A 24,344-nucleotide genomic window follows, 5' to 3' on the forward strand; every position below is an offset into this window, starting at 1 on the left:
CGCCCGATGGAACACTTTCGGTCACCACCCGCATTTGAGGGGGCTTCCCGTTTTTCCGTTTAGTGCTTAAGACTCACCTCAAGTCTCGCGTAGAACGAACCCACCATTTCCGCCCGAACCCTGATGAAACCACCCTTGCCGGGCTTTGCCCGTCTCCTCGCCGCCAGCTTCCTGCTGCTGGCCCAAGCCCATGCCGCGAACAAAATCGTCTTCCTCGCCGGTGGCAAAAGCCACGGGCCGGGCGAGCACGAATTCCGCGCCGGCTGCATGCTCCTCGCGAAAGCCCTCAATGAGAGCGGGCTCGACGTGCAGGCCGAGGTCCACAGCGGCTGGCCGTCCGATGAGAAGGTGCTCGATGGGGCCAAGGCGCTGATCATTTACGCCGACGGCACCAGCGTGGTGGGCAAGGGCTGGGACAAGGTGGACCAGATGGCCAAGAGCGGCGTCGGCCTGATGTTCATGCACTACGCCGTGCATCCGTCGAAGGAGCAGGGCGACAAATACTATCGTCCCTGGATCGGTGGCGCATTCGAAGATGGTTTTTCCGTGAACCCGCATTGGGTGGCGGACCTCAAGGTGCTGCCGGATCACCCGGTGTCCCGCGGCGTCGGCTCAGTGGTCGAGGCCTACGACGAGTTTTACTACAACATGCGCTTCATGGCCGACCGGGCCAAGGTCATGGACCTCGTCACCGGCGTGCCCGATCGCGAGCGCATGAAGCGCTACATCAACCTGTGGAACCAGCACGGCGTCCAAGGCATGGGCAAAAAGCAGACGCTGATGTGGGGCATCGAGCGCCCCGACGGCGGCCGTGGCGTCGGTTTCACCGGCGGCCACTACCACCGCAATTGGTCGGTCGATGGCTTCCGCACCCTCGTTCTCAATGCGATTACTTGGACCGCCAAGGTCGAGGTCCCGAAGGACGGAGTGAAATCGAAGCCGCTCACCGAGGATGATCTGAACGCCAACCTGGATGACAAGGGCAAGGCACCTCGCCTGACCGTCGTGAAGCCGGGCGAGTTCAAGCAGATCCCCGCCGCACCGGTCCAGACCGAGCGCGAGGCGGGATTCCCGCAGCCGGACGGCCCGCAGAAGTTTGAGAACGCCGGCCGCAAGCCGGCCGCCGCCAAGGGTGGCCCCGTCAAGCCGGTCGCGGAAACCCCGGCGATGAATTCGAAGAGCCCGCGTCTCCACGACATCAAGGCGAAGATCGAGGACGCGAAGGAACTCTACCTTGTGGTCTCCGACAACGGCGACATGTCCTTCGACTGGGCGAACTGGATCGAGCCGAAGATCTTCTTCAAGGACGGCACCTCCAAGGACCTCACCGAGCTTCCATGGACTTCCGCCAGCGCCGGTTGGGAACAACCGAAGGTTGGCAAGAGTGTCGGCGGCCAGGCGCTGACCATCGACAAGAATGCTTACGACAAGGGCATCGGCACCCATGCTGCCTCGACGATCGTTTACAAGCTGCCGGAGAACGTCCGCGGCTTCACCGCGAAGGTCGGGATCGATGACGGCGGGATGTTCCAGCAGGGCAAGACGCAGGCTTCCGACGTGAAGTTCGCGGTCTACACCGAGAAGCCGCCGCTCGCCGGCGAGCAAGGCGACACGCTGGTGCCGGAAGATCTTTTCACCACGCCGGACAACAACCTGGAGGTCACCGTGTGGGCGACCACGCCGATGTTGAAGAACCCGACCAACATCGACTTCGATGCGGAGGGCCGGCTCTACGTCGCCGAGGGCGCGAACTACCGCCACGCCAATGGCGCTGCCCCTGAAGGCGACCGCGTCGTGATCCTCTCCGACACGGATGGCAACGGCCAGGCGGACACCACCGAGGTCTTCACGCAGGACAAGAATCTGGAGTCTCCGCTCGGGGTGGCGGTGATCGAGAACAAGATCATCGTTTCCCAGCCGCCGGACATGATCGTTTACACCGACGTGAATGGCGACCGGAAGTTCGATCCCGCTGTAGACAAGCGCGAGGTACTGCTCACCGGCTTCAATGCCCGCCAGCACGACCACTCGCTGCACAGCGTGACGGTCGGTCCCGATGGCTTGTGGAATTTCAACAACGGCAACTGCGGTGGCATCTTCACCGACAAGTCGGGCAAGACCTTCCGCGTCGGCAGCGACTACTACAAGAGCGGCGGCGGCACTTGGTACTCCGACACGCGCTCCGCGGCAGGCAAGCCGAGCGACGATGGCAATGTGTGGGTCGGCGGCTTCTCCGTCCGCATGAATCCGGACGGCACCAACGCCCGCATCGTCGGCCATAACTACCGCAACTCCTACGAGCAGGCGCTGACGTCGTTTGGCGACATGTTCCAGAGCGACAATGACGACCCGCCAGCCTGCCGCGTGGCCGAGATCATCGAAGGTGGCAATGCCGGCTTCTCCTCGGCCGACGGCCAGCGCACGTGGAATGCCGACCGTCGCCCGGGCCAGGACACGCCGACCGCCGAGTGGCGTCAGGAAGATCCCGGCACCATGCCTTCGGGCGATGTTTACGGCGGCGGTTCTCCGACCGGTGTTGCCTTCTATGAGAACGGCGCGCTTGGTGACAAGTGGCAGGGACTGCTGCTCGCCTGCGAGGCCGGCAAGAACGTGGTCTTCGGCTATCTTCCGGTGCCCGATGGCGCGGGCTTCAAGCTCGAGCGGATCGACTTCCTCACCTCTAACAAGGAGAAGGAATTCGCCGGATCCGATTTCCTCGGCGGCAAAGCGAGCGGCGAGCTCAAGACGCTCTTCCGCCCGGCCGACGTGACCGTCGGTCCCGATGGCGCGCTCTATGTGGCCGACTGGTTCGACCCGCGCGTGGGTGGCCACGGCACGATGGACAAGTCCGGCTCGGGCACCATCTACCGCATTGCACCGAAGGGTTTCAAATCGGTTGTGCCGAAGCTCGACCTGACCACCACCGAAGGCCAGATCGCCGCGCTCAAGAGCCCGGCGGTGAACGTGCGCAACAGCGGCTTCGTCCGCCTCAAGGCCCAAGGCGAAAAGGCCGTGCCCGCGCTTGTCGAGCTGCTCAAGGACAAGAACCCTTACATCGCCGCCCGTGCCGTGTGGCTGCTCGCCCAGGTCGGTCCGTCCGGTGAAAAGGTCGTCTCCGATCTGCTCTCGTCGGACAATGCCCGCACCCGTCTTGTCGCTTGTCGCGCGGTTCGCGCGGCCGGTGGGGATGTCGTGAAGCTGGCTGAGAAGATGGCCGCCGATCCATCCCCGATGGTTCGCCGCGAGATCGCTCTTTCGCTGCGTGATGTGCCGGCGAGCAAGGCACTGCCGTTCCTCGTTACCGTCGGCGAGAAATTCGACGGCAAGGATCGTGCCTATCTCGAGGCCTTCGGTCTCGGCTGCACCGGCAAGGAGGCCGTGGTGTACGATGCCCTTCGTAGCAAGGTCACCGCTTCGCCCGACATGTGGACGGATGCCTTCGCCTGGCTCGCCTGGCGCCTCCATCCGCCGCAAGCGGTGGCCGACCAGAAGGCGCGTGCGCTTTCCGGCAAGGTCAGCGCGGATCAGTCGAAGCTGACGCTCACTGCACTCGGCTTCACCAACAGCGCCGCCGCCGCCACCGCGATGATCGAACTCGCGAACACCGCCGGCTTTGTCCACAAGGACCTGGCCAACTGGTGGGTGAATAATCGCAAGGGCAACCTGTGGAAGCCCTTCAATGTGGACGGCATCCTCAAGGCCATGGGCCAGGATCCGGTGAACACGAAGCTGGTGGCGGTGGAGATGCCTGCCGAGCCCGCGAATGCACCGAAGCTCCCGCCGACCGCGGAGATCCTCAAGCTGCAGGGCGATGCGGTGCGTGGCAAAACAGCGGTTGCCGCTTGCTACATGTGCCACCGCTTCGGCGATACCGGTGCCGATTACGGCCCGGACCTCACCAGCTTCGGCAAGCAGCAGCCTGCGGAAGTCATCATCAATGCCATCGTGACTCCATCGGCCGATGTCTCGCACGGCTACGACGGCACCGAGATCAAGACGAAGGATGGCATCACTATCATGGGCATGGTGCTCAGCGACAGTGACCCGGTCATCGTGAAATGCCTCGGCGGCCAGACCCAGACCATCGCCAAGTCCCGCATCGCGAGCATGAAGAAGATGGAAAAGTCGCTGATGTACTCACCTGCGATGCTCGGCCTGACGCCGCAGTCGGTGGCCGACATCACGGCTTACATGAAAGGCCTGTGATCAACGCCTGATTGCTCTGAACAAAGCCCGGCACTAACAGGTGCCGGGCTTTTTTATTCATGCCGGGGCTCATGGCGGTGCGTTGGCTGGAGGGCCTTGCGAAAATTAATTTTCGGGGAGCGGAGGTTTGAAGTGAACCGCGAAATAACGCGAAATACGCGAAATCTGTTAGAATGGGGATCTTCTCCCGCCTTTAGATTTCGCGCTCTTTCGCGTTATTTCGCGGTTCAATTTCTTCGTCCGAACTCGGCTTGGAGGGCCACGTTCCAGAGCGGAGCGCCCTAGACCCTGAAGATCTCATCCAGTTCGATCACGTGCTTTCCGTCTGGGAATGCCTTGGGCGCTTTGGCCAGCTTCTCGGCAAGGGTTGAGGTCGGCATTGGCCGGAATTTCCGGAACAAGCCGAGACCATTCACAACCTTCAAGGCCTGGGCCATCATTCTCTCGCTGGGCCGATCACTATCCTTCCGAAGCAGAAAGCCCGGCCTGAAAATCAGGCATTGGTCGAAGCTCAGGTTGGCGATGTGCTCATCAAGCGAGCCCTTCATCTTGGAGTAAAAGACCTTGCTCGTGGTGGATGCGCCATAGGCAGACAACACCACTGCCCGGCGGACTCCATTTCGCTTCGCGAGTTCGGCGAATTTCGCGGGGATGTCATGGTCGATGTGCCACTGTTTTTCCTTCGAGCCAGCCGCCTTCAGCGTTGTGCCAAGGCATGTAAACCAGACGTCCCCGCGGATGAAATCCGAGACCTCCTCGAGCTTCTCGAAGTCAGTGACGACTTCGGAATACAAGGGGTGTACCAATCCGCTTGAGCGACGCACAAACGCCACCACCTCCGTGTAGCTCGGATCCTCTAACAGAATCCTCACGAGATCTTTGCCCGTGGCTCCGGTGGCACCGATGATCAACGCTTTCATTGGGGAATTGGTGTGGAGAGAAGAAATGCCGCTTGGAGCGATTCAAGGGATGCCTCAGGCGAAGTGGTAGCGGGAAAGCCAGTGGGCATAGGAAGGCGGCAGGACCGAGGAGGGGTTGGGGAGACCCAGCTCGCGGGCAGCCGCCAAGGGCCAGTGCGGATTGGCCAGCAGCGGTCGGCCGAGCATCACGAGGTCGGCGGCTCCTTCCTGAAGCATTTCCTCGGCGAGTGCCGGGGTGTTGATGTTCCAGGAGGTGGAGCCAGGCAGGCCGGTTTCATTCAGGAAGCGTTTGGAGATTTCCCGGAGCTGCCCCGGACCCCACGGGATCTTCGCGGTGGGGGTCGAGAAGCTCATGCTGACGTCGAGGAAGTCCAGGCCGAGTTCTGCAAAGCGTTTGGCCAGGGCGATCGATTCCGCGAGGGTCTCCTCGTTGCGCTCGTCGAACTCGATCACGCCGAGGCGCGCGGCCAGTGGCAGGTGATCGGGCCAGACCGAGCGCACGGCTTCGAGCGTTTCCAGCATGAAGCGCGCCCGGTTTTCGGCGCTGCCGCCGTATTCGTCGGTGCGGTGGTTCGACCATGGCGAGAGAAAATTCTGCGCCAGATAGCCGTGGGCGAAGTGCAGCAGGAGGAACTCGAAGCCAGTGTCGCGCGCCCGTTTTGCAGCGGAGACAAAGTCTTCCCTCACCCGGGCGATGTCCGCCTTCGTCATCTCCCGCGGAACGCGTGGAAGGCCCTCGCCGTAGGCCACCGCACTGGGTGCAATGGTTTCCCAACTGCGGGGATCGCCCGCCGGAATGTGGTCGTCGCCCTCCCACGGCAGATTGGCCGAGGCCTTGCGGCCGGCGTGGCCGATCTGGATGCCGGCGATTGCGCCGCCGGAGCGGATGCCTTCCACGATCGGCTTCAAGGCCGCCGCGTGCTCGTCGCTCCAGAGGCCGAGGCACGCCGGGGTGATGCGTCCTTCGGGGCTGACTCCTGTGGCCTCGACCACTACCAGTCCGGCACCGCCACGGGCGAGCGACTCGTAGTGGGTGGGGTGCCAATCGGTGGGAAGGCCATCGAGCGCCTGATATTGGCACATCGGCGAGACGGCGATGCGGTTGCGCAGGGTGATGCCCTTGAGGGGAAGCGGAGTGAAGAGTTTGGGCGTCATGAGAGTTGATCGGTTGTGGGGTATTCTAGCGGAGCTTGCTGTTCACGAAGTCGCTTCTTCATCCATGGTTGAAGCATGGGGCCGGCGGGGCTGCGGCGCGATTGCGGAGAGCGAATTTGAGGAACAGGATGAGCATGAGTGTCATCGGTTTGGTTCGGTTGGGGTTCAAGCGTTGCATCTGAGGTCAGCGGGCGAGCAACTGGTCCTTCACCGCGATGGAGAAAACGGCCACGTCGATGGGATGCCTGCTGGTAACGATGTTGCCATCGACGACGACGGGCTCCTCCAGCACGGTGCCGCCGGCATTCGTGAGGTCGCTCTGGATGTTCCAGTAGCCGGTGAGCTTCTTGCCTTTCAGCAGGTCGGCCGAGGCCAGCACGAGCGGTCCATGGCAGATGGCGGCGATCAGTTTGCCGGACTGGTTGAAGTTCTTGAGGAAGCGGATCACTTCCTTGTCATGGCGCAGGTTGTCCGGGTTCCAGGCACCGCCGGGGATGAAGGCGGCATCGTATTCGTCCACCTTGATCTCATCGGCCCGGCGGTCCACTTTGATCCAGCCCACGGGATTGAGATACTGGATGGCCATCACGTGGGTCTTCGCCATTTCCGGCACGCTGAGCCCATACTGTGCCGGAGGCGGCACGAACTTCGGCGCCACGATATCGACCTGCGCGCCGAGCGCCCGGAAATACCAGACCGGCCCGGTCAGCTCGATTTCCTCGAAGCCGTCCGCGACCAGGACGGCGATGCGTTTGCCTTTCAGGGCAGTGGCGTCCTTCACCGGGGTGAGGAAGAACTCCTTCAGCTTCTCATTTCCGGGTGCATTGAGGAAGCCGGTCACCGGCAGCGCGGAAACCGCGGTCTGGGTGGAGAGCTGGTTGATGATGTCGAGTTCCCGCGCGCTGTTGTTTTGGGCGGTGGTGCTGAGAGTGGAGAGCAGGCTGAGAGCACTGGCGGCGAGGATCGGATTCACGGTTTTCATGGTTTGGTTGGAGTTGGTGGTTTTCCTGCGTGAACCCGTTGTGGATTCATCACGGCAACAGACTGCCATCGATCCGGTTATCGCGGAAATTGAATGATTGAATCACGGTAAGCGGAATATTAGATAACGTGAAGCCGTGGAACTCCGCCATCTCCGCACCTTCCAAGTCGTCGCCGAGGAACTTAATTTCAGTCGTGCCGCGAACCGGCTCCATGTCGCCCAGTCGGCGCTCAGCCGCACCATCGCGGACTTGGAATCGGAGATGGAGGTCCGGCTGTTAGATCGGAACACGCACGGCGTGGCCTTGACCGAGGCCGGAGGACTCTTCCTTGCTCGCGTTCGCCTGATCCTCGACGACACGCGGGATGCCGTGACCGAAGCGCAACGCCGGGCCCGTGGTGAGACGGGCACGCTGCGCATCGGCTTCATCGGCACGCTGAGCCAGTCGCTGCTGCCACGCCTGCTGCAAACCTACCGGGCGCTCTACCCGTCCGTGGACCTGGTCCTCAGCGAACTGGGACCCACGCCACAGCGCGAGAGGATTCTTTCCGGACATCTGGACTGCGGCTTCATTGGTTTCGCGGTGGATTCTTCCGAGCCCGGATTGGAGACCGTGGTCGTTGCCGAAGATGCCTTGATGGCTGCCATCCCTTCCAATCATCCGCTGGCGAAACAGTCTGCCATCCGCTTGGCTGACCTGAAGAACGAAGCGTTCTACCTCACTGCCCAAGCCAATGCGCCGGTGTTCAATCCGTGGCTCGTCAAGCTGTGTGAGGAGGCCGGCTTCGAGCCACGCATCGCCCGTGAAACGGACCGGGCGGCGACTGTCTTGAATTACGTGGCCGCGGGATTCGGGGTGTCCCTCTTTCCCTCCAGGATCGCTGCGTTGGCCACACCCGGCGTCTGCTTTGTGGCGTTGAAAGGACGATTGCCCAAGTATCAGTACAAACTCGCGTGGGTGCCTCGCAGCACCAACCAGGCGCTGCTCAAATTCGTGCAGCTCGTCCGGCAGCAGCGGTGATGGAAATCCTCAGCCTTGCCTCCGGACCATCTCGTTGATCCAGATCGGGGCGAAGGGAGAGGTGCAGCCCTTCGAAGTGGGATAGTCGCGGAAGACTCCCAGCTTTTCGCCGATCGCGAGCGCGCGCTTCCGATGTTCCGGGAAGTGGATGCCGATCTGGGCGAGGCAGTAGTTCATCGTCCACTGCACCGCGGGCTGTGCTCCTCCCATCTCGGCCTCGATGCGATCTAACAGCGAAGTCAGGTCGAGGCCTTCGGGCTCCTTCTCCACGCGGCGGGCGGTCAGGCTCCAGCCGGCGCGGAGGGTCATCGGGTGGCTGGACTTCATCCACTCCTCGCGCAGGGATTCTTTCTGCGGGTGGACTTTGACCACGTAGGAATCGAGCCAGTCGGCGAGATGGGTGAAGGTCACCGAGCGCACCAACTTTTCCAGCTCGGCAGGGGTGATCTGCTTGGGGTTCATCAGCAGTACCGCCAGGAGCATCGCGTCCGCGTTGCCGGTGTTCCAAAGTTCGGTGGCATGCTCCGGCTGCCCCTTGAGCTTCTTCGCCAGCACGCGGATGTCGCCGGATTTGACGCCGTACTGGTTGTCGCCGGCACCGTCACGGACATCCAGTTTCTTCACCTTCTCGTTGCCCGCGGCCTTGAGTTCCGCCATCACCTCGTCGAGCTTCATGATGGTCCCACAGCTAGTTCAAGCGGGCAGCGGAGGGCAATCGATTTTGCGTCGCGGGCGCTTCAGCAACCATCTCACCAAGCGCAGCAGCAGCACCGCGAAGACGAATTCGAATCCGAGGATCAACCAGACCGCGCCGGTAAGTGGACCGCGCTTTGCGGGCTCGCCTCCGCCGCTCAAGGAGAGCTGATGAAGGATCACGGTTTCCGCGAAATGAGGCGCGTGCTCGATATCGGAAACCATCCGCGGAAGCAGCAGCGAGCCATCCGGCAGCGGAATACTGCCAGCGATCATTTCCGCACCGAGCATGCCTGCCTTCTCATGGTCGCCATGCAGCCGGGTGGACCCGATGCCGAGCCCGGTGGCACCGGTGCCAAAGCCCCACAGCACCGGGCCGGAGTCGGCATCGAAATAGAGTTCGGGATGCTTCGAGCCGCGCGGAAATTCGCGCCAACCGGCGGCGAGGCGGCCGACCTGCCAGAAATCCGTCACCAGCTTCTGATAGAGCGCATCGGCCGCTCCCGGATCGAGATCACGGGCGTAGGAGAAGAAGAAGCCATTGGTGCAGCCGCGAGAGGGACCCCACGGTTCGCCCTCTTTCGCGATCGCCATGTAGGGCGGCAGGTCTCCCTTGAAGTTCGCCATCACTCTCTGAAAGGCCTTTCTGGCCCAGGCCTCGCGCGTCGGATCCGCCCGCCGGATCATCGCGATGCCCGCGACCACATCGCAGGGAAAGCATTGGTCCGGGTAATCATCGACCAAGCCATACGGCGAGGCATCGATGTCCGCGGCGAGGTCGTCGGTGAGCTGTTGCAGGAATGGCAGGTGCTCCGCTCTCCCTGTTAGATGGTGATGCGCCGCGAGCGAGCCGATGACGAGCATGCGGTAGAAGCAGTTCGGGTCATCGAGGTAGTCCTCGCCCCAGTATTTCTTCACCCAATGCGCGTGACCGGGATCGAGGATGATGCGCGCGCAGGCCTCGATCGCATCGTGGCCGGATTCCTTCGGTGGGCGCTTCGCCAGCGATGGGTCTGCCTCCCACTGCGCTTGCAGGTTCTCCGTGGCGAGCAGGTAGAAGAATGCGCCATAGACCGGCGACTCGGTCGCGGTGATCTGGTTGGTGCGCAGCGTTTCCGCCACCCCTGAAGCGATGCGCCGGTCCACATAGCCGGGCAGGCGGCGGGACAGGGACGCGTGGAGATTGAAGGCGTAGGTGGAAGGCGCGGCCGACCGGAGGCCGCGGTCGGTCACCAGATACCACGTCGTCTTCGCGAACGGGAACACCACGAAGGCCAGCGTGGGAATCAGGATCAGGATGCCGAGAGTTCGCAGGATCAGCTTCTTCATTCGCACGACGAGAGAGCCGCTGGTGAGCGGACTTGCCATGAGGCGTGCGTGAAAAAGCGGTGAAGGGCGGGGCGCGGGTCGCTACAACGCCGCGCGGGTCCTCGCCACCAGCGTGGAATCAGGCGCTGACGAGCCTTTCAGCCAGTGCACGCTGGCGGCGAGGAAGCGATTGCGGAACGCGGGCGACAGCGCGTGCCAGTCCTCAATGATGGCGCTGCTGAACTTGTAGTCGTGCGAGTCCGTGCCCTTCAGGTAGATCAGCCGCTGCGCGGCATCGACGAAGGTCTTCGGATCGCCGCCGGCGTCGAGGTAGGCGAGCGTGCGCCGCGCCGCCATCAGGCGATCGCTTGCCAAGCCGGAGAAGATCTCTTCCACCGCCTCGGGGCCGGGTTTGCCATCGGGCACTGGCTCGAAGGTGTCGATCTGCACGCCGTCCGTGACTCCCGCGTCGTCGCGGAAGAGCGGGAGGAAAGACGCATTCTGGAGCATCAGGAAGCGTCGTGTCTCGTCGCTTGCCGCGTGGTGGAAGGCGTAGTGAAGCGCATTGGTGGTGGTGCAGGCATGCAGGGCCACGATCCCGGGCTTGCGCATCAGCAATTCGGCGGCGGCTTGGAACATCGCATCCCATACCGGCTGCGGGCTGCTGCCGGCATTGATGAGCGCGACGACTTTCGCGGCGGCCTCGTCCCACGTGCCGGTGCGCAGCGCCGCGAGCATGTCGGCGGCGGCTTCGGGACGGTTTTCGCCGCCGTTCCATGTGGCGCGCAGTTCCCGGAGGCGTTCCTGGTTTTTTCGGCCCGGCCGGTCGGCGAGGGCATCGCGCTCGGCGGGGTTCACGCCATCGTGGGCGAGCAGGGCGTAGGATAGCGAACGCAAGACCGCCTCGGCGTGCTGCCAGCCGATCACGTGCAGCAGCCGCCAGGAATTGGCGACGTAGATCGCCTTGTGGCCGATGTCGCGGTAGTCGCGAGCGCCGTAGCGGCAAAAAAGGTCGAAGGCGGCCTGGGTGTCGCCGCCACGGGCGAGGGCGGCTGCGGCGGTATCGGCGCAGCCGGTGTCCCAAGCGTCCATGCCCATCGAGAATGCCGCGGCCGCACGGTCGGCCGAGGGCACGGCCGGCTCGTAGACGCTTTCCATGGTCCAGTCGCCGGCCTGCTTGTCGCGGGCCTGTGACGACTTGAATTGGTCGAGCGCCCAGAAGACCGGCAGCCAGCGGTCGGAGTCCGGGGCATTCAGGCTGGCGAGGTGGGCGGAATTCACCACCAGCACGGCGTGGAATTTGAAACCGACCGGCCGCGGCTGAATATTGCGGATGCCAGCGAGCAGCAGCGCGGCGACGATCTCGCGATGGGTCGTGCCACCGCGGATTTTCGCACCGACCTCTTCCAGAAGTCGCTCGCGTGGAGTCTCTTCTAACAACCTGACCAGCGGCTCGATCTCGGGACGGAAGCGGACGATGGACGGATCGAGTTTCGCGTCCTGTGCCGAAACCGGCGGCAGTCCCGCGAGAAAGCCGAGGCCGCCGAGCGCACCCGTCGCCATGAATCCCCGCCGTGTGAAATCGCCGGTCATTTTAAATCCCCCGAAGAAGCAACCGGCAATCTGCACTAGAGAACTCCAGACTGCAAGTTGCCCGGCGAAATCTTTCGGGAGGGAACAAACCGCCCCACCTATAGAACTTCACGGCCGGCACGGGGGTAAACCCAAGAAACCCCGTGCCGGCCGCGTTCTGATCGGTTGCTACAAACTGGAAGGTGAAACCCAAGAAACCAGCCGTTCGCCACAACCTATGTGAGGCTAGAATAAGCGGCGAGCGTGCCAAGTCGCGGCCAACCTTGTGGAAAAATCGCCACAAAAGGGCGCGATTTGCCCCCGGTATGAGCGCTGCAAATCGATGCACGGCACTTACTTGCCGTCGACGATTGCCAGCACGTCATCGTGCGAAAGGTCCGCCCGCTGATAGGCTCCCATGGCGTTCTCGATCATGGCGATGGAGCTCTCGCGCTCATCGTGGATGACCTGCACGTCGTGATCGCGGAGCTGCTCCACTTCCGTTTGAAACTTCGCGCGGGCGAAGATCAAGATGCCGGGATTCTTTTCCCGCACCAGCGGCAGCGCCGCCAAGGTGATGGACACGGCGGGAAAGGTGAAGGCGACGAAGCGGGCGCGCTCGATGCCGGCAAGATCGAGGGCTTCCGGATGCGCGGCGTCGGCGAATAGCACCGGCTGGCCGGCGGTCTTGAGTTCGCGGACGGTGTCGGCATTCAGCTCCATCACCAGCGTGGGGATGTCGCAGCGGCGCATCGCTTCATTCAGGCTCTGGCCGACCGGGCCGTAGCCGCAGATGATGGCGTGATCGGCGATTTTCCGCACCGCCGCGGTCGGGGCCATGTCGGGGGCGGGCCGCACCGAGGATTTCAGGCCCTTGCTCTCAAGCCAGCGGCCGAACGGACCCGCGCCGCGCATCAGGGACGGCACGAGCGCCATGGTCACGGCGGTGCAGGCTAGCAAGAGCTGCTCCACGGCGGGATCGAAGAGGCGGAAGCCACCTGCCTTTTTCACCAGCACCAGCGAGAATTCCCCCGTGCTCGCCAAGCTGGCAGTCGCCAGGATGGCGGGCCGCAGCGGTAGCTTCAGGACCTTGGTCACGGCGAAAACGATGCCCCCTTTCACGGCCACGATGACGACGGTCCCGAGCAGGACGAACATCCATTGGTCGGCCAGGGCACCGAGATCGATCATGAGCCCCACCGACACGAAGAAGATCGTGAGGAAGAGGTCCTTGAACGGCAGGATGTCCACCATGATGCGGTGCGAGTAGATCGACTCGCTGAGCACCAGGCCGGCGGCGAAGGCCCCGAGCGCCAGGCTGAGCTCCAGCGCCTCCCCTGCCAGGGCGACCGCAGCGCAGGTACCGATGATGGTCAGCGTGAAAAGCTCGCGGCTGCGGGTGCGCGCCACGGCGTGGAGGAGGGCCGTATTGCCGTAGCGGCCGAGCAGGATGGCGGCGCCGAGAAACAGCACGCCCTTTCCCATGGCCCAGGCGATCTGTCCCACCGTCGATCCACTATCCCTGCCGTAGATGGCAGGGAGCAGCAGCATGAAGAGGATGACCAGCAGGTCCTGGAAGAGCGCGATGCCGAGCGAAAAGCGGGCTCCCGGGTTGTTTGGCTGGCCGAGTTCCTGGAAGGACTTCATCGCCACCGCCGTGGAGCTGAGGGCGACGGCCACCGCCAGCACGATGGTCTCCGGCCATGGCAGGCCTGCATACCGGCACACCGCTCCGGCGAGTAGACCGGTCAGTGCCACCTGAATCCCGCCGCCGAAAAGGGCGAACCGCCAGAGATGGCGGAACTCCGCGAGCGAGAACTCCAGCCCGAGGGTGAACATCAACAGGATCACACCCAGCTCGCCGAGATTTGCGATGATGGGATCCTCCGGGCCGATGCCGACCAGCACCAGCACGCCGCTGTTGGCAATCAACACGCCGCAGAGCAAATAGCCGACCAGCAGGCTCTGGCGCAGCTTCACCAGCGCCAGCGAGACGAAGACCGCCAGCACCAGCACCATCGCCAGCATGCCGAAGAACGGCGTCACGCCGGAACCACCGGCGGCGAGAGGGAGGGAATCGGTCCAAGGCAAAGTCATGCGCGTCCCATCCAGCATTCCCGATGCACACCGCGGAGGAAAGAACTGGTTCGCGGGATGCAGCACTCCGCCGCATTCCGGCTCGACGCCCGTGCCGTTTGTCGGGGCAGTTGCATGGCGCTCTTCCTAGAGGGGCTGAGCGCGGCTGGCGACGCGCTTGCAGAGATCAATGAATGCCTCCGGGCTCATGTCATTCTTTGCGTCGTTCGTTTCCCACGAGAGAACTCTGAAGAGAGGGGCTTCCGCGGGCGCGTTGTTCTCGTGATCGATGGTAGGCAATAGCCGGAAGCCGCGCTTGTAGGTGCTACCTCCCGCCTTTGATTGGGTGTTGTCGTAGGTACCGGAGAGTTCCCATTGGAGCCGCTCGCCGGTGTAGGGATCGGTTCCGTCATGTTCGCAGACCGCGCGATGGATGGCCTGCTTGTATGTGGAAATGCTGAGCCTGCGTCCCCATCGCTCCGAATCTCGCCTTACGTGCGCCACGGCCTTCGCATGAAGCCACTTTCGATAGTCGGTCGGATCAAGTAAGCCTTCGAGCACGTCTGGCAATGGATAGGAGATTTCGACACGGGCGGGGCTTGCCGGGATGAATGCGGGGATGGAGTTCATGAGAAACGCTAGCGCTCGTTGCGGAACTTTGGGGTAGTGGTAGGTCCCGCCGTCTCTGTAGGCCGACGATTCGGCAACATTTGAGAATGCTGTCTGAAAGGCTTCCTTGGTGAACTCGAAGGTTCCGAATGGCGTTTCGATTCGAGATCGTCCCTCCGATAGAAGGGATTCGAGAGCATAGTTCCCTCTTCCTTGGCGTCGGTGAAAGTGCCCTGTTTCGTTTCCAGGACGAAGGGGTGAGTAGAGGTTGGCAGGGGTGGGGCGCGCTGACGGAATCTCAATTCGTTGACGTGCGCCCGGCTCTGGTCATGCTCCGGCCGTTCCGAGGGTTCCCTCGAAAAATCTCCGGCTCGATTCTGAGGCGCGAAATAGAGCGGAAATGAGTTTTTGAGGGAAATCAGGGGAACTAAGAGGGGAGCTAATCCGAGGCGAAACCTGCTAAAAATGAGAAAGTTAGGTGAAAATGCCACCGTGGCGGAATCGGTAGACGCCGCGGACTTAAAATCCGTTGGGAGGTAACTCCCGTGCCGGTTCGAGTCCGGCCGGTGGCACTTACATGACCGGAAAGTTGCGGTCCTGCAGACTTGGTTCGGAATGCGGGAAGTTCCTGTCGCCAAAATGGGCTCAATGTTCAGGCGTTGAAGATTGGTCGCGCTGAGATCGGGCGCTCGCCAACCGTTCCCGGCGTTCCTCGGAACGTCTGGCTGCTTACCTTGGCGTTGGAGGTGGCAGGGAATTACCGGTCGATCCATGCTGGGACCAATCCGGCTCGTGATTCACGGAACCTGCCGAATCTGAGACTGTCAGGTCCGGGTCGCGCCCGACTGATCTCAAGACCCTGATTTTGCTCGACGCCAGTGTGCCTCTGGCGTAACCCCGATCTAGTATCGAACAAAGCGGATTTCGTTTCCGTTAGTTCGCATCATCGCTCTCTGTGACACACACGTTTCCACCCCCATAGCTTCTGATTAGATGAGTATTAAACTTTCGACCAGCTTTCGGATCGCCTTGGTTGCATTGCTTGCCGGCGTTTCCCAAGCCCAGACCCCGCCGCCGAAGGTCGCCGACAATCCTGCGATCGATCCGACGAAGGCCATCGACAAGGGGTTGGCGATGCCGACCCCGCTGGACAAGTTCCTGGCCCTGACGCTGCTAGTGCAGACCAAGGAGATCGATTGGAGCGGCACCTTCACTGCGATCGCTGTCGATATCGATCCCGACCAGTTCACCGATGTGGAGGTCCAGATCCCGCAGGTGCTGGGAATCCGGATCGCCGATGGTGTCATGGCAGTCCAGGCGAAGGACGCCGAGATGCTTGGCAAGGCTGCGTCAGACATCGAGAAGCTGGCTGCGAAGCTGAAGGTTCCCGACGGAGATCTGGCACGGGCGCGCAAGGCCCGGTCGATGGCCAATGAAGGGAAGTGGCTCGATGTCTTCCGCGAACTCGGATTCCTTCAGCAGGATATCATGCAGAAGCTCGAGCAGAACCCGAAGGATCCCGGTAGCACGCTGCTGATGGTCGGTGGTTGGCTTCAGGGCAGCCGTTACACCTCGCGTCTGATCATCGACAACTACAGCGACGCCTCCTCGAACATTCTCCGCGAGCCGTTGTTGGTCGATGCTCTCATGAAGAAAATGGCCGACTTGCCGGAGGCGATCAAGAAGGCTCCCTCGGTGGCGAAGATCGCCGCCGATCTCCCGAAGATGAGAAAGATCGTCGATGTGAAGATCGACCAGGCGATCAAGAAGGAAGCGGTGGAAGAGGTCTCCAGCCTCTCCACCAGCTGTGTGAAAACCATGCTGGGGGAGTGAGACCTCCGCCCTCGACATCAGACGGATCCTACCGATTTCCCCACCCCAGAATCATGAAACTGAATTGCTTCAAAGTTATGGCGGCGGTCGCTGCCGTTTCAGTCCTTCCGGCGTTTGCCGATCCCTCGGCCGCCGAGGAAGACGCTTACGGCATGGCCGTCCACTACACGCAGCGTGGTTACGCCATGGCCCCCACCAATACCAGTGGCGTGGGCGCATCCGGAACGATCATCCGCTTCATCGTCCCCGTCAGCAAGGCGCTGGACTACGTGTTCCTCGCCGGCATCGACGATCACATCAAGGACATCGACATCTACGTCTACGACGAAGTCGGAAACCTGATTCTCGACGACCGACGGCCGACCCGCCGCGCCGGAGTGAAATTCCGCTCCGCCTATAACGGCACCGTCCAGGTCTACCTTCACGTGCGCTCCGCCGATGGGATGGGAGCCTATTCGGTGCTCGTCGGTCGCCGCGGCGCTGCCCGCGAACAGAATACGCCGGTCAGTCCCGACGATTCGCTGGTGACCGACCCCTCGGCTGGGCCGGAGTCTCCAGCCGCCAACAAGGAGACTCCAGGGGAGGGGCCCTGATCTCATTGAGATCCTGGTGTTCCAATCCTCACGCTTCCGATTCCTTCCCCGATTTTTTTTCCCCACCTCCATGAAAACACTGATCCTAGCCAGTGCCGCCGCCGTGTCGCTCTTCGTGACTTCCTGCGAGACTCACAATCACTATCCGATGACGGTGGTCGAGCCGGCGCCCAAGCCCGCCGCCAAGCCGAAGCCGGTGTCGCGGCCGAAGCCGGCGCCGAAGCCCGTCGAAAGTGCGGAAAGCTTCCGCGCGGTCGAGAAGCCCGGTTCCTATTCGAACTGAAGGTTTCGCCGGTCCCGGTTCGCGGTATACTCTTGCTTGCGGCCGGGACGGAGAGTGCCCGCCGCTGCCTTTTCCCGTGACTGCCTTCGATACACTCCGAGTGATGAACCGGCTCTTGGCTGGCACATCAGCCGCCTTCGTTCTGGTCGCCTGCGACGACCAGGACGGGGGGCTGCAGGAGCGGGTCGCATTGCTCCAGGCGGAACTCGACCAAAAGGCGATTGATATCGAGAAGTCGCGCAAGGCCTTGGCAGCCGCCGAGAAAAAGGAGCAGGCGACCACCGCCGCTCCCGATCTTGACGCTGCCAAATCGAGCTACCTGTCCGGTGTCGACGATTTCGGGAAGTCACTCGCGGAGAGCCTGCCGGGCGTGAAATTCGAACGGACCTCGGTCTTTCCCGTCGAAGGCCCCGATTCCGAAACTCCGATACGGTCGAAAGTCGCCTACCAAGTAACGCTGGCCGGCGGAAAAACCGCGGAAATTACCGTTCCCTTGGTGGCTACTGCCAAGGGCGATTGGCGTTTTCCAAAGGCCCCCGAGATCGCAAACCAGTTCAAGAGTGACATCGCGAGCATGGCCTCCCGTGCTGCTGCCGCTCCTCTAGCGGCGACCCGGCCCACCGCGCCCGCCCAGCCGCAAGCTCGCCCCGCTCCGACCGACGTGCTCAACGCCGACCGGACGGTCCAAGTCGAGTGGAATGACCCGGCATCGCCAGCACCGCGGCAGGCTTCTCCTCCGGCCCAGCCTCCACCGCAGGCGCAGGCTCCGGCCCAGCCCCCGGCGACTGGAGCTGGATCCCCCCCGCCACCCGAGCTCAAGAAAGTGATGCCGAGCTCGCGGGATGTGATCATCGATTTCGAAGACTGAGCGCCGCCCATGGAAGCACGCTTGATCGCGGTCGATCCGCAGGGGGGGCATGCCGAGGTGGTTCTTCCCAAGGAGCCCGTCAGCGTGGGCGGGCGGCCCGAAGATGGAGTGTTCCTCCGCATCGGCGTGGCGGCGTCGATTCTCCGCCTCCGTTTCGATCCTTCGCTTTCCACGTGGGTGGTGGATGTGCTGGAGGCACCAGTGCCGGTGCGGCTCAATGACGAGCCCCTTGCAGAGCGGGCGTCAGCCCCCTTGGTAAACGGGGATCAACTCGCCTTCCTGGGCTTCCAAGTCGGGATCCGGCTGATTTCCGCGGAGCCGGTGTTCAATGGCCGCGCGGCATCGATACTTCCGCTGCCGAAGAGCGGCGCATTGGTTTTCGGCCGAGGTGAGGCCCCGGCCGGAGAAGCCGCCGGGTTCGTCGGCTTGGATGCGGATGACCAGACGATTTCCTCCAAGCACTTCATCATCGAGCGGCAGCAGGGAGGGCATATCATCCGGGATGTCAGCCGCTTCGGCACCACGCTCAACGGCGTGTCATTCTCCACGGCGGAACTGGTCTATGGCGACCGGATCAAGATCGGCCACTACACCTTCGAGTTCGATGGCAAGGCGTTGCGGTGGCTGGATCATCCGGACGCAGGCATGATCGAAGCCGAGCGCCTGACGCGCGAGGCGGGTGGCAGGAAGATCCTCAATGAAGTGACCTTGCGGGTTCGCCCGGGTGAGTTCGTTGGGATCCTCGGTGGCTCCGGCCAAGGCAAATCCACGTTGCTCAATGCCTTGTGCGGCATCGTGCCGGCGAGCAGCGGAGCGGTGCGCGTCAGCCGGCAATTGCTGGAAGATCGCTCGAGCATCCGCGATCTCGGGGTCGGATACGTTCCCCAGGACGACATCGTCCATCGCGAACTCACGGTGAATGACGCCCTGCTGCTCAGCGGACGCTTGCGCCTGAATCTGCCGGTGGCCCAGATCCGAGCCCGGATCGACCGCATCATCGGGCAACTGGGCCTGGAAGAGCACCGGGCCAAGCGCGTGTACATGCTTTCCGGGGGGCAGCGGAAGCGGGTCAGCATCGGCATCGAGTTGCTGTCAAATCCCTCCGTGCTGTTCCTGGACGAGCCGTCGTCCGGTCTGGATCCGGCCACTGAGGAGAACCTGATGGTGCTGCTCCAGAAGCTCGCTCTCAGCGGGATCACGGTGGTGTGCACCACTCACGTGCTGCAGAAGGCCTATCTCTTCGACCGCCTGCTTTTCATTCAGGATGGCCGGCTGGTTTTCTCCGGCGACAGTGACGAGGCCCGCACTCACTTTCTTGGCGGTGGCCAAGCCGGCAGCCAATTGGAGGCTCCGCTGGAAAAGATCTACTCGATCCTGGCGGATCGCTCGATACCGGCCGAGGCGCGCGAGCAGGCCTACCTCGCCTCACCGTTCGCCCCGCCGCCTGCGATGGCCGCGGCACCACCCGCGGCGGCGACCCGCAGGGGGCGTGGGAAGGGAGTCCGGGATGACCGCCGCGTGCCGGCGCCTCGCGCCCTCGCCACCCTGCTAAAGCGCCAGTGGAAGATCGTGGTCGCGGATCCGCTGAACCTCGCATTCCTCCTCGCACAGGCCGTGGTCATTGCGATCCTCATCGCTTGGGCCAGCGATGACATCGGGATGCGAATGTTCCTGATGGTCGTCGCCTCGATGTGGTTCGGCTGTAGCAATGCGGCGCAGCAGATTGTCGGTGAGATCATGATTTTCCGCCGCGAGCGCGTCTGCGGATTGGGGCTGGCGACTTACTATGGGAGCAAGCTGTTGTTCCTCGGCGCGCTCACCGCGTTGCAGACCCTTCTTCTCTTCGGGTGCGCCCATCTCATGGCGCGCCACTGGCATCCCGAGGAATTCAACCGGCCGGAATTCGAACGCCAGTTGAACGAGCGCTACACGGCAGTTGCCGGGCAGGAGGAGCCGGTTATGGCCGCGGCGGACGACGATTTCATCGCGAAGGGCGACGAGGACTTCGGACTCGTGGAAGAGCAGTCCGCACAGTCTTCCACGACGCCGGCGGCACCCGCCCCTCCGCCGCCCCCGTCACCGCCCAAGCCGGGTACCGTGGAGCGTCTGGCATCGATCGGTGACTGGTTCCATCTCGGCGGGAACCTCACCGAGAGCGGGCCGCGGGACCTTCTGTTAGAAAATGGTGAGCGTGCACGCGACCCGGCCGGCAAGCTGCTTTCCTTTGCCGGGCTGCCGATCGACCGGGTGCTCACCGTCACCTTATTGTTGCGGGCGGGCGGTCTTCTGTCCGCAGGGTTGATCGGGGTGATTCTCGGGCTGACCGTTTCCACATTGGTGCGGAGTGCGACGCAGGCGGTCATGTGGGTGCCGCTGCTGCTGATCCCTCAGATCCTGTTCGGGGGCTTTGTCATTCCCTATCCGGAGATGAGCGGTTCGGCCCGGGCCTTCTCGCGTGGCGTTCCCAGCTTCGCCTGCCAACGGTTGATCGATGTCTCCCACGTCTATGGGCGGGCGATGCCGTTCCTCTCGAACCGGACCAAGACGCCGGTCTTCCTTACCACGGACGGCAGCAAGGAAACGATCGAGTGGGAGCGCGCAGGCAAGCCACTGAGCCAGGACTACGACCGGATCTCGCCCTTCAACCGCTCTTGGCAGAATCTGCTGGTGGTGCCGGATGATCGTGGCCGGCACAAGCAGGAGAGCGTGCGGGTGACGGGCACCTTCACCACCATCCCGCGCGACTCGGTGAAATCCCGCCAGGACGTGCGCTATCTCAAGGGCACGGTTTTCCGGAATCTCCAGCCGGCATGGGCGGCGCTGGGCTGCCTGGGGGCGTGGGTGGCGGTGTGCGCCACGGTCACCCTTTCCGGACTCGTCATCAAACAGACTGGAGGATAAGACCACGCCATGGTCCAAGCGGGAGAGAAAATCGGCAATCACCAGATCTGCGCCGACGCCCAAGGGGCTGTGGCGACCTTGGGATCTGGAGCGGGTGGGACCACCGTGCGCGCCGTTCACGTCCATTTGCAAACGGCCGCCGCGATCAAGTTCCTGCGCCGTCGCAGCAGCCATCCGACGCTGGAGGCCGCGGCATTTCTCACCGAAGCGCGCGCCGCAGCGGGGCTTTCCCACCCCCACATCGCGCGAATCCATGACTTCGGCGAGGATGCGGGCCGCCTCTACTATGTCATGGACTTGTGCGAGGGGGGCAGCCTCGCCGAACACTTCCTCCGCCATGGGCCGTTGCCGCCGGGGGTAGCCTTGCAATGGCTGCGCGAGGCCGCCTCTGCGCTCACCCATGCTCACCGGAAAGGCCTGCTCCATCGTGATATCAAGCCATCCAACCTGCTGATCTCCCATGACCATGATCACGACAGCGCCTCGCTGAAGTTGATCGATTTCGGTTTGGCGGCCCGCTCCGACGACGAGGCCTCCGCCGAGAACCGCGTGATCGGCACGCCGCTCTATGCCGCTCCCGAGCAATTGCGCGGGGAGGCCTGTCCCGCGTCCGACGTGTTTTCGCTCGGTGCCACCTTCCTGCACTTGCTCACGGGCCGGCTTCTCGCGGAAGGCGACGTCAAGGCGGTCATCGCCGAGCGGCTCTCCTCGACCGGCTACGGTCATCTCTTGCACGCGCTCGATCCCGCATGGCGCACTCTCCTGGAAGCGATGCTGGAGATCGACCCTGCGCTCCGCCCGGCGGATGGCGGGGTCGTCCAGTCCGCCATCGAGGAACTCTTCGCTCACCAGCAGACCCGCCCGGTGCCATGGACCGGGGGAGACGAAGGGGCCTTCGCGGTGCCGGCCGCCGATCCGGAGGCGGCGTGGGGCGAGCGCCTGGAAGGCACGTGGCAGGACTTCTGGCGCCCGCTCGAGACATTCCAGCCGTGGGGCGGGGGATACCGTGCCGTCGCCGCGCGAGTGGATGCTCCGGAAGCCGGCTGGGAGCTGGCTTTGTACGAGTCGTCGGATGAGACGCTGCTTACCAGCTTGATCCTGCAAGGAGGACGGCTTCAGCTCCACGCGGCCGCCCTTGGGCTAGGCCATGTCCTGCTCCAGCGTGGCACCGGCTGGCATGCCTTGGCATGGCCTCGTGGCGAGGGTGGCGACGCCATTTCCTGGATCCGCGCTCATCCGGAGCCCTCGGTGGAACTGGTCCTTGGAATGCTGCGCCCTTTGGCGGCGGGTCTGGACGGACTCGCTGCAGATGGCTTGGAGAACTTGGAACTCCACCCTGCGATGCTCCGGATCTCCGGTACCACCGACCCGGTGGTATCGATCGAGCCCCCACTGCCGGTCAGCGCGTCAAAGGGAGCGGTCGAGAGCACCATGACCATGGGTGGCGTCGCGGCCGCCTCGCTACCTGCTCGCTTGGCCGCGTGCATCTTTCACTTTCTCGGCGGGCGGCCCGTTCCTCCCGCCGCGTTCATGAGTGTGCGCGCCTATGCGGCACTTCCCCGGCTTTCCGAAAAGGCCAACCGCTTTCTTTCCCAGGCAATCGCGGGCCAGGTGGGAGTGACGTGCTCGGACATCGTGCAGCGCTTGGGCAGTGACGAACGGCTGCCGGGAAGTTCGCTGCGATCTTCGGTCTCCCTTCATCCAGGGTCATCATCGGTGTTCTCCAGCCGCACGGCCTCGGGGAGTCACTCGCATGCCGCTAGCACTACCGTTCATCCACCGCCACCGGAAGTTCGTGCTGCCGCGGTCATGCCGCCACTGCCGTCCGCGGATGCCGCCCCCCCCCTCCCACCACCTCCCGCTCTTTCCGCCGCCGCTTTGTCCGCGCCGCCACCCGTCACGGTTTCCTCGTCCGCGGCGGCCTCCGTTCCGGCGAAGTCATCACGGCCCCTTGGACTCGCCGTGGCCGCGGTCGTGCTGGTGGCGGCTATTGCCGGAGGCGGGGGTTGGTACTTTCTCGGGCGGCCACGGCCGTTGCCACTCCCGGGTTCCACGCCTTCCGCCAGCCAGTCCACTGACCCCTCTCCCACGCCCGTCCCCACGACCTCCCCGGGGGATGCCCCGCCGCCGGCTTCCGCTCAAAACGCCGCGCTGATTCGTGTGCCCGGCGATGCCGCCACCTTGGCGGAGGCCGTGAATCGTTGTCAGGAGGGCGGCACCATCGAGATCAAGGGAGGCGTCTACCGGGAGGCTCTCCTCATTACCCGGCCGCTCAAGATCCGGGCGTCCGGCGGAGCCGCCTTGGAGGACGAGGGCAAGCGCATCTCCCTGCTCACCGTGAAGGGAGGGATCGAGGTGTCTGTGCATGGTCTAACTTTCCGGAATGTGGACCAGCAGGGGGTGGGTGATCCGAACGCGAATTCGCCGCTGATCATCGCCGCCACCGGTGCCCGGCTCGAACTTGACCAGTGCATCCTCGATGGCGGCCAAGGCGACGGCCTGAGCCTAGCCGACAAGTCGACCGGCACGCTGTCCGGCTGCCGCATTTCCAAGAACCGGGCATTCGGCGTGCGAGTCAGCGGCGGAGCGTCCGCCACCATCACCTCCGGCGTCATCCAGGAAAACGGCGCCGGCGGGGTGTGGATTTCCAATGCCGGTTCCAAGGTTTCGATTTCCGGGGGCACGGCCATCACACGCAACGCACACAACGGAGTCCAAGTCTTGGCAGGCTCGACAGCGGACCTTCAGGGCGTTGAGATCTCGTCGAACCGCCAGAACGGAATCCTCGCCAAGGATGCCGGCACCACCGTCACGCTCGGCCAGGGCTGCGTCATCTCCGACAACGACACCAACGGATTGATCGCGGGACTGGGGGCTTCGGCAAGCGTGACCGGCAGCCGGTTCGAGCGGAACAAGGCCGACGGCATCGACACCGAGGGTGCCACGTCCCTGAATATCTCCGGATCGGTTTTCGACGGCAACGGGCGGGGCGGCCTGTTTTTCAACCAGGGCGGGAAGGCCGAGTGTCGCGTCGCAAGCTCCGAGTTTTCCCGACATGCCGACTTCGGCATCGTCTTCGACGGGGGGGTGGTGGACGTGCGTGACTGCAAGTTCGATGGCAATGGCATGGCGATTCACGCGGGCAGTGGCACCCAAGGCGAGATTCGGGATAATACCATCACTCCGGGGCCGCTGGAGAAGGTCGTGAACTTTGAGGAAGGGAGCTCCATCACTGCGACTAACAATGTCTGTGAGTGAGGTTCCCGAGGCGGGCGCGGTCACCGGTGAGACAGTCGGGCGTTGACATCGGGAACTTCGTTCTGC

The 24,344-nt window shown here is 63.4% G+C and carries 16 protein-coding genes and 1 tRNA gene; 9 read left to right on the forward strand and 8 right to left on the reverse strand.

The annotated features are described in order from the left end of the window. Window positions 1-123: 123 nt before the first annotated feature. On the forward strand, window positions 124-4,206 hold the full coding sequence (locus OKA05_RS08020) for a PVC-type heme-binding CxxCH protein (RefSeq protein WP_264486605.1): 4,083 nt from the start codon (window positions 124-126) through the stop codon (window positions 4,204-4,206). A 281-nt stretch (window positions 4,207-4,487) separates the two neighbouring features. Here the strand turns inward: OKA05_RS08020 and OKA05_RS08025 are convergent, their stop codons facing one another. The 3 genes from OKA05_RS08025 to OKA05_RS08035 form a co-directional block, all read right to left on the reverse strand. Continuing rightward, on the reverse strand, window positions 4,488-5,126 hold the full coding sequence (locus OKA05_RS08025) for an NAD(P)H-binding protein (protein ID WP_264486606.1): 639 nt from the start codon (window positions 5,124-5,126) through the stop codon (window positions 4,488-4,490). Between the two features lie 54 nt (window positions 5,127-5,180). Then, the gene (locus OKA05_RS08030) at window positions 5,181-6,281 is read right to left on the reverse strand and encodes an NADH:flavin oxidoreductase/NADH oxidase (protein ID WP_264486607.1); all 1,101 of its coding nucleotides are present in this window, start codon (window positions 6,279-6,281) and stop codon (window positions 5,181-5,183) included. Window positions 6,282-6,465: 184 nt separating this feature from the next. Beyond that, window positions 6,466-7,263 (reverse strand): DJ-1/PfpI family protein, encoded by a 798-nt coding sequence (locus OKA05_RS08035; protein WP_264486608.1) that lies wholly within the window; start codon window positions 7,261-7,263, stop codon window positions 6,466-6,468. A 136-nt stretch (window positions 7,264-7,399) separates the two neighbouring features. Here OKA05_RS08035 and OKA05_RS08040 point away from each other — a divergent pair, with 136 nt between their 5' ends. Then, entirely contained in the window at window positions 7,400-8,284 is an 885-nt protein-coding gene (locus OKA05_RS08040) for a LysR substrate-binding domain-containing protein (RefSeq protein ID WP_264486609.1), read from the forward strand. Between the two features lie 9 nt (window positions 8,285-8,293). Here OKA05_RS08040 and OKA05_RS08045 read toward each other — a convergent pair whose 3' ends face one another. The 5 genes from OKA05_RS08045 to OKA05_RS08065 form a co-directional block, all read right to left on the reverse strand. Further along, complete coding sequence (locus OKA05_RS08045) at window positions 8,294-8,959, reverse strand: DNA alkylation repair protein (RefSeq protein WP_264486610.1); 666 nt, start codon at window positions 8,957-8,959, stop codon at window positions 8,294-8,296. An 18-nt stretch (window positions 8,960-8,977) separates the two neighbouring features. Next, window positions 8,978-10,345, reverse strand: coding sequence for a hypothetical protein (locus OKA05_RS08050; RefSeq protein WP_264486611.1), 1,368 nt, complete (start codon window positions 10,343-10,345; stop codon window positions 8,978-8,980). A 42-nt stretch (window positions 10,346-10,387) separates the two neighbouring features. Further along, window positions 10,388-11,848: a hypothetical protein gene (locus OKA05_RS08055; protein WP_264486612.1), complete on the reverse strand. Its 1,461-nt coding sequence runs from the start codon at window positions 11,846-11,848 to the stop codon at window positions 10,388-10,390. A 363-nt stretch (window positions 11,849-12,211) separates the two neighbouring features. After that, window positions 12,212-13,954 carry a cation:proton antiporter gene (locus OKA05_RS08060; protein ID WP_264486613.1) on the reverse strand — a complete coding sequence of 581 codons (1,743 nt, stop codon included), beginning with the start codon at window positions 13,952-13,954 and terminating at the stop codon, window positions 12,212-12,214. 126 nt (window positions 13,955-14,080) lie between these two features. Continuing rightward, window positions 14,081-14,563 (reverse strand): hypothetical protein, encoded by a 483-nt coding sequence (locus OKA05_RS08065; protein ID WP_264486614.1) that lies wholly within the window; start codon window positions 14,561-14,563, stop codon window positions 14,081-14,083. Between the two features lie 465 nt (window positions 14,564-15,028). Here OKA05_RS08065 and OKA05_RS08070 point away from each other — a divergent pair. From OKA05_RS08070 to OKA05_RS08100, 7 genes are all read left to right on the forward strand, one after another. Then, a tRNA-Leu gene (locus OKA05_RS08070) sits at window positions 15,029-15,114 on the forward strand. A gap of 421 nt (window positions 15,115-15,535) precedes the next feature. Further along, on the forward strand, window positions 15,536-16,375 hold the full coding sequence (locus OKA05_RS08075; RefSeq protein WP_264486615.1) for a hypothetical protein: 840 nt from the start codon (window positions 15,536-15,538) through the stop codon (window positions 16,373-16,375). Window positions 16,376-16,428: 53 nt separating this feature from the next. Then, window positions 16,429-16,968, forward strand: coding sequence for a hypothetical protein (locus OKA05_RS08080; protein WP_264486616.1), 540 nt, complete (start codon window positions 16,429-16,431; stop codon window positions 16,966-16,968). A 70-nt stretch (window positions 16,969-17,038) separates the two neighbouring features. Continuing rightward, on the forward strand, window positions 17,039-17,251 hold the full coding sequence (locus OKA05_RS08085) for a hypothetical protein (RefSeq protein ID WP_264486617.1): 213 nt from the start codon (window positions 17,039-17,041) through the stop codon (window positions 17,249-17,251). A 103-nt stretch (window positions 17,252-17,354) separates the two neighbouring features. Continuing rightward, window positions 17,355-18,119 (forward strand): hypothetical protein, encoded by a 765-nt coding sequence (locus OKA05_RS08090; protein WP_264486618.1) that lies wholly within the window; start codon window positions 17,355-17,357, stop codon window positions 18,117-18,119. A gap of 9 nt (window positions 18,120-18,128) precedes the next feature. Next, a complete protein-coding gene (locus OKA05_RS08095; protein WP_264486619.1) occupies window positions 18,129-21,020 on the forward strand; it encodes an ATP-binding cassette domain-containing protein in 2,892 nt (963 codons plus the stop codon). A 9-nt stretch (window positions 21,021-21,029) separates the two neighbouring features. Beyond that, the gene (locus OKA05_RS08100) at window positions 21,030-24,278 is read left to right on the forward strand and encodes a protein kinase domain-containing protein (protein WP_264486620.1); all 3,249 of its coding nucleotides are present in this window, start codon (window positions 21,030-21,032) and stop codon (window positions 24,276-24,278) included. The last annotated feature ends 66 nt before the right edge of the window (window positions 24,279-24,344 follow it).

The organism is Luteolibacter arcticus, assembly GCF_025950235.1.
GTDB classification, from domain to species: Bacteria; Verrucomicrobiota; Verrucomicrobiia; order Verrucomicrobiales; family Akkermansiaceae; genus Haloferula; species Haloferula arctica.

Bases quoted from the DNA above. Each gene is read 5' to 3' on its own strand.
- OKA05_RS08080 (WP_264486616.1), top strand. From the start codon at position 16,429: ATGAAACTGAATTGCTTCAAAGTTATGGCGGCGGTCGCTGCCGTTTCA.
- OKA05_RS08065 (WP_264486614.1), bottom strand. From the start codon at position 14,563: ATGAACTCCATCCCCGCATTCATCCCGGCAAGCCCCGCCCGTGTCGAA.
- OKA05_RS08095 (WP_264486619.1), top strand. From the start codon at position 18,129: ATGGAAGCACGCTTGATCGCGGTCGATCCGCAGGGGGGGCATGCCGAG.
- OKA05_RS08030 (WP_264486607.1), bottom strand. From the start codon at position 6,281: ATGACGCCCAAACTCTTCACTCCGCTTCCCCTCAAGGGCATCACCCTG.
- OKA05_RS08100 (WP_264486620.1), top strand. From the start codon at position 21,030: ATGGTCCAAGCGGGAGAGAAAATCGGCAATCACCAGATCTGCGCCGAC.
- OKA05_RS08020 (WP_264486605.1), top strand. From the start codon at position 124: ATGAAACCACCCTTGCCGGGCTTTGCCCGTCTCCTCGCCGCCAGCTTC.
- OKA05_RS08045 (WP_264486610.1), bottom strand. From the start codon at position 8,959: ATGAAGCTCGACGAGGTGATGGCGGAACTCAAGGCCGCGGGCAACGAG.
- OKA05_RS08035 (WP_264486608.1), bottom strand. From the start codon at position 7,263: ATGAAAACCGTGAATCCGATCCTCGCCGCCAGTGCTCTCAGCCTGCTC.
- OKA05_RS08090 (WP_264486618.1), top strand. From the start codon at position 17,355: ATGAACCGGCTCTTGGCTGGCACATCAGCCGCCTTCGTTCTGGTCGCC.
- OKA05_RS08025 (WP_264486606.1), bottom strand. From the start codon at position 5,126: ATGAAAGCGTTGATCATCGGTGCCACCGGAGCCACGGGCAAAGATCTC.
- OKA05_RS08050 (WP_264486611.1), bottom strand. From the start codon at position 10,345: ATGGCAAGTCCGCTCACCAGCGGCTCTCTCGTCGTGCGAATGAAGAAG.
- OKA05_RS08085 (WP_264486617.1), top strand. From the start codon at position 17,039: ATGAAAACACTGATCCTAGCCAGTGCCGCCGCCGTGTCGCTCTTCGTG.
- OKA05_RS08060 (WP_264486613.1), bottom strand. From the start codon at position 13,954: ATGACTTTGCCTTGGACCGATTCCCTCCCTCTCGCCGCCGGTGGTTCC.
- OKA05_RS08075 (WP_264486615.1), top strand. From the start codon at position 15,536: ATGAGTATTAAACTTTCGACCAGCTTTCGGATCGCCTTGGTTGCATTG.
- OKA05_RS08055 (WP_264486612.1), bottom strand. From the start codon at position 11,848: ATGGCGACGGGTGCGCTCGGCGGCCTCGGCTTTCTCGCGGGACTGCCG.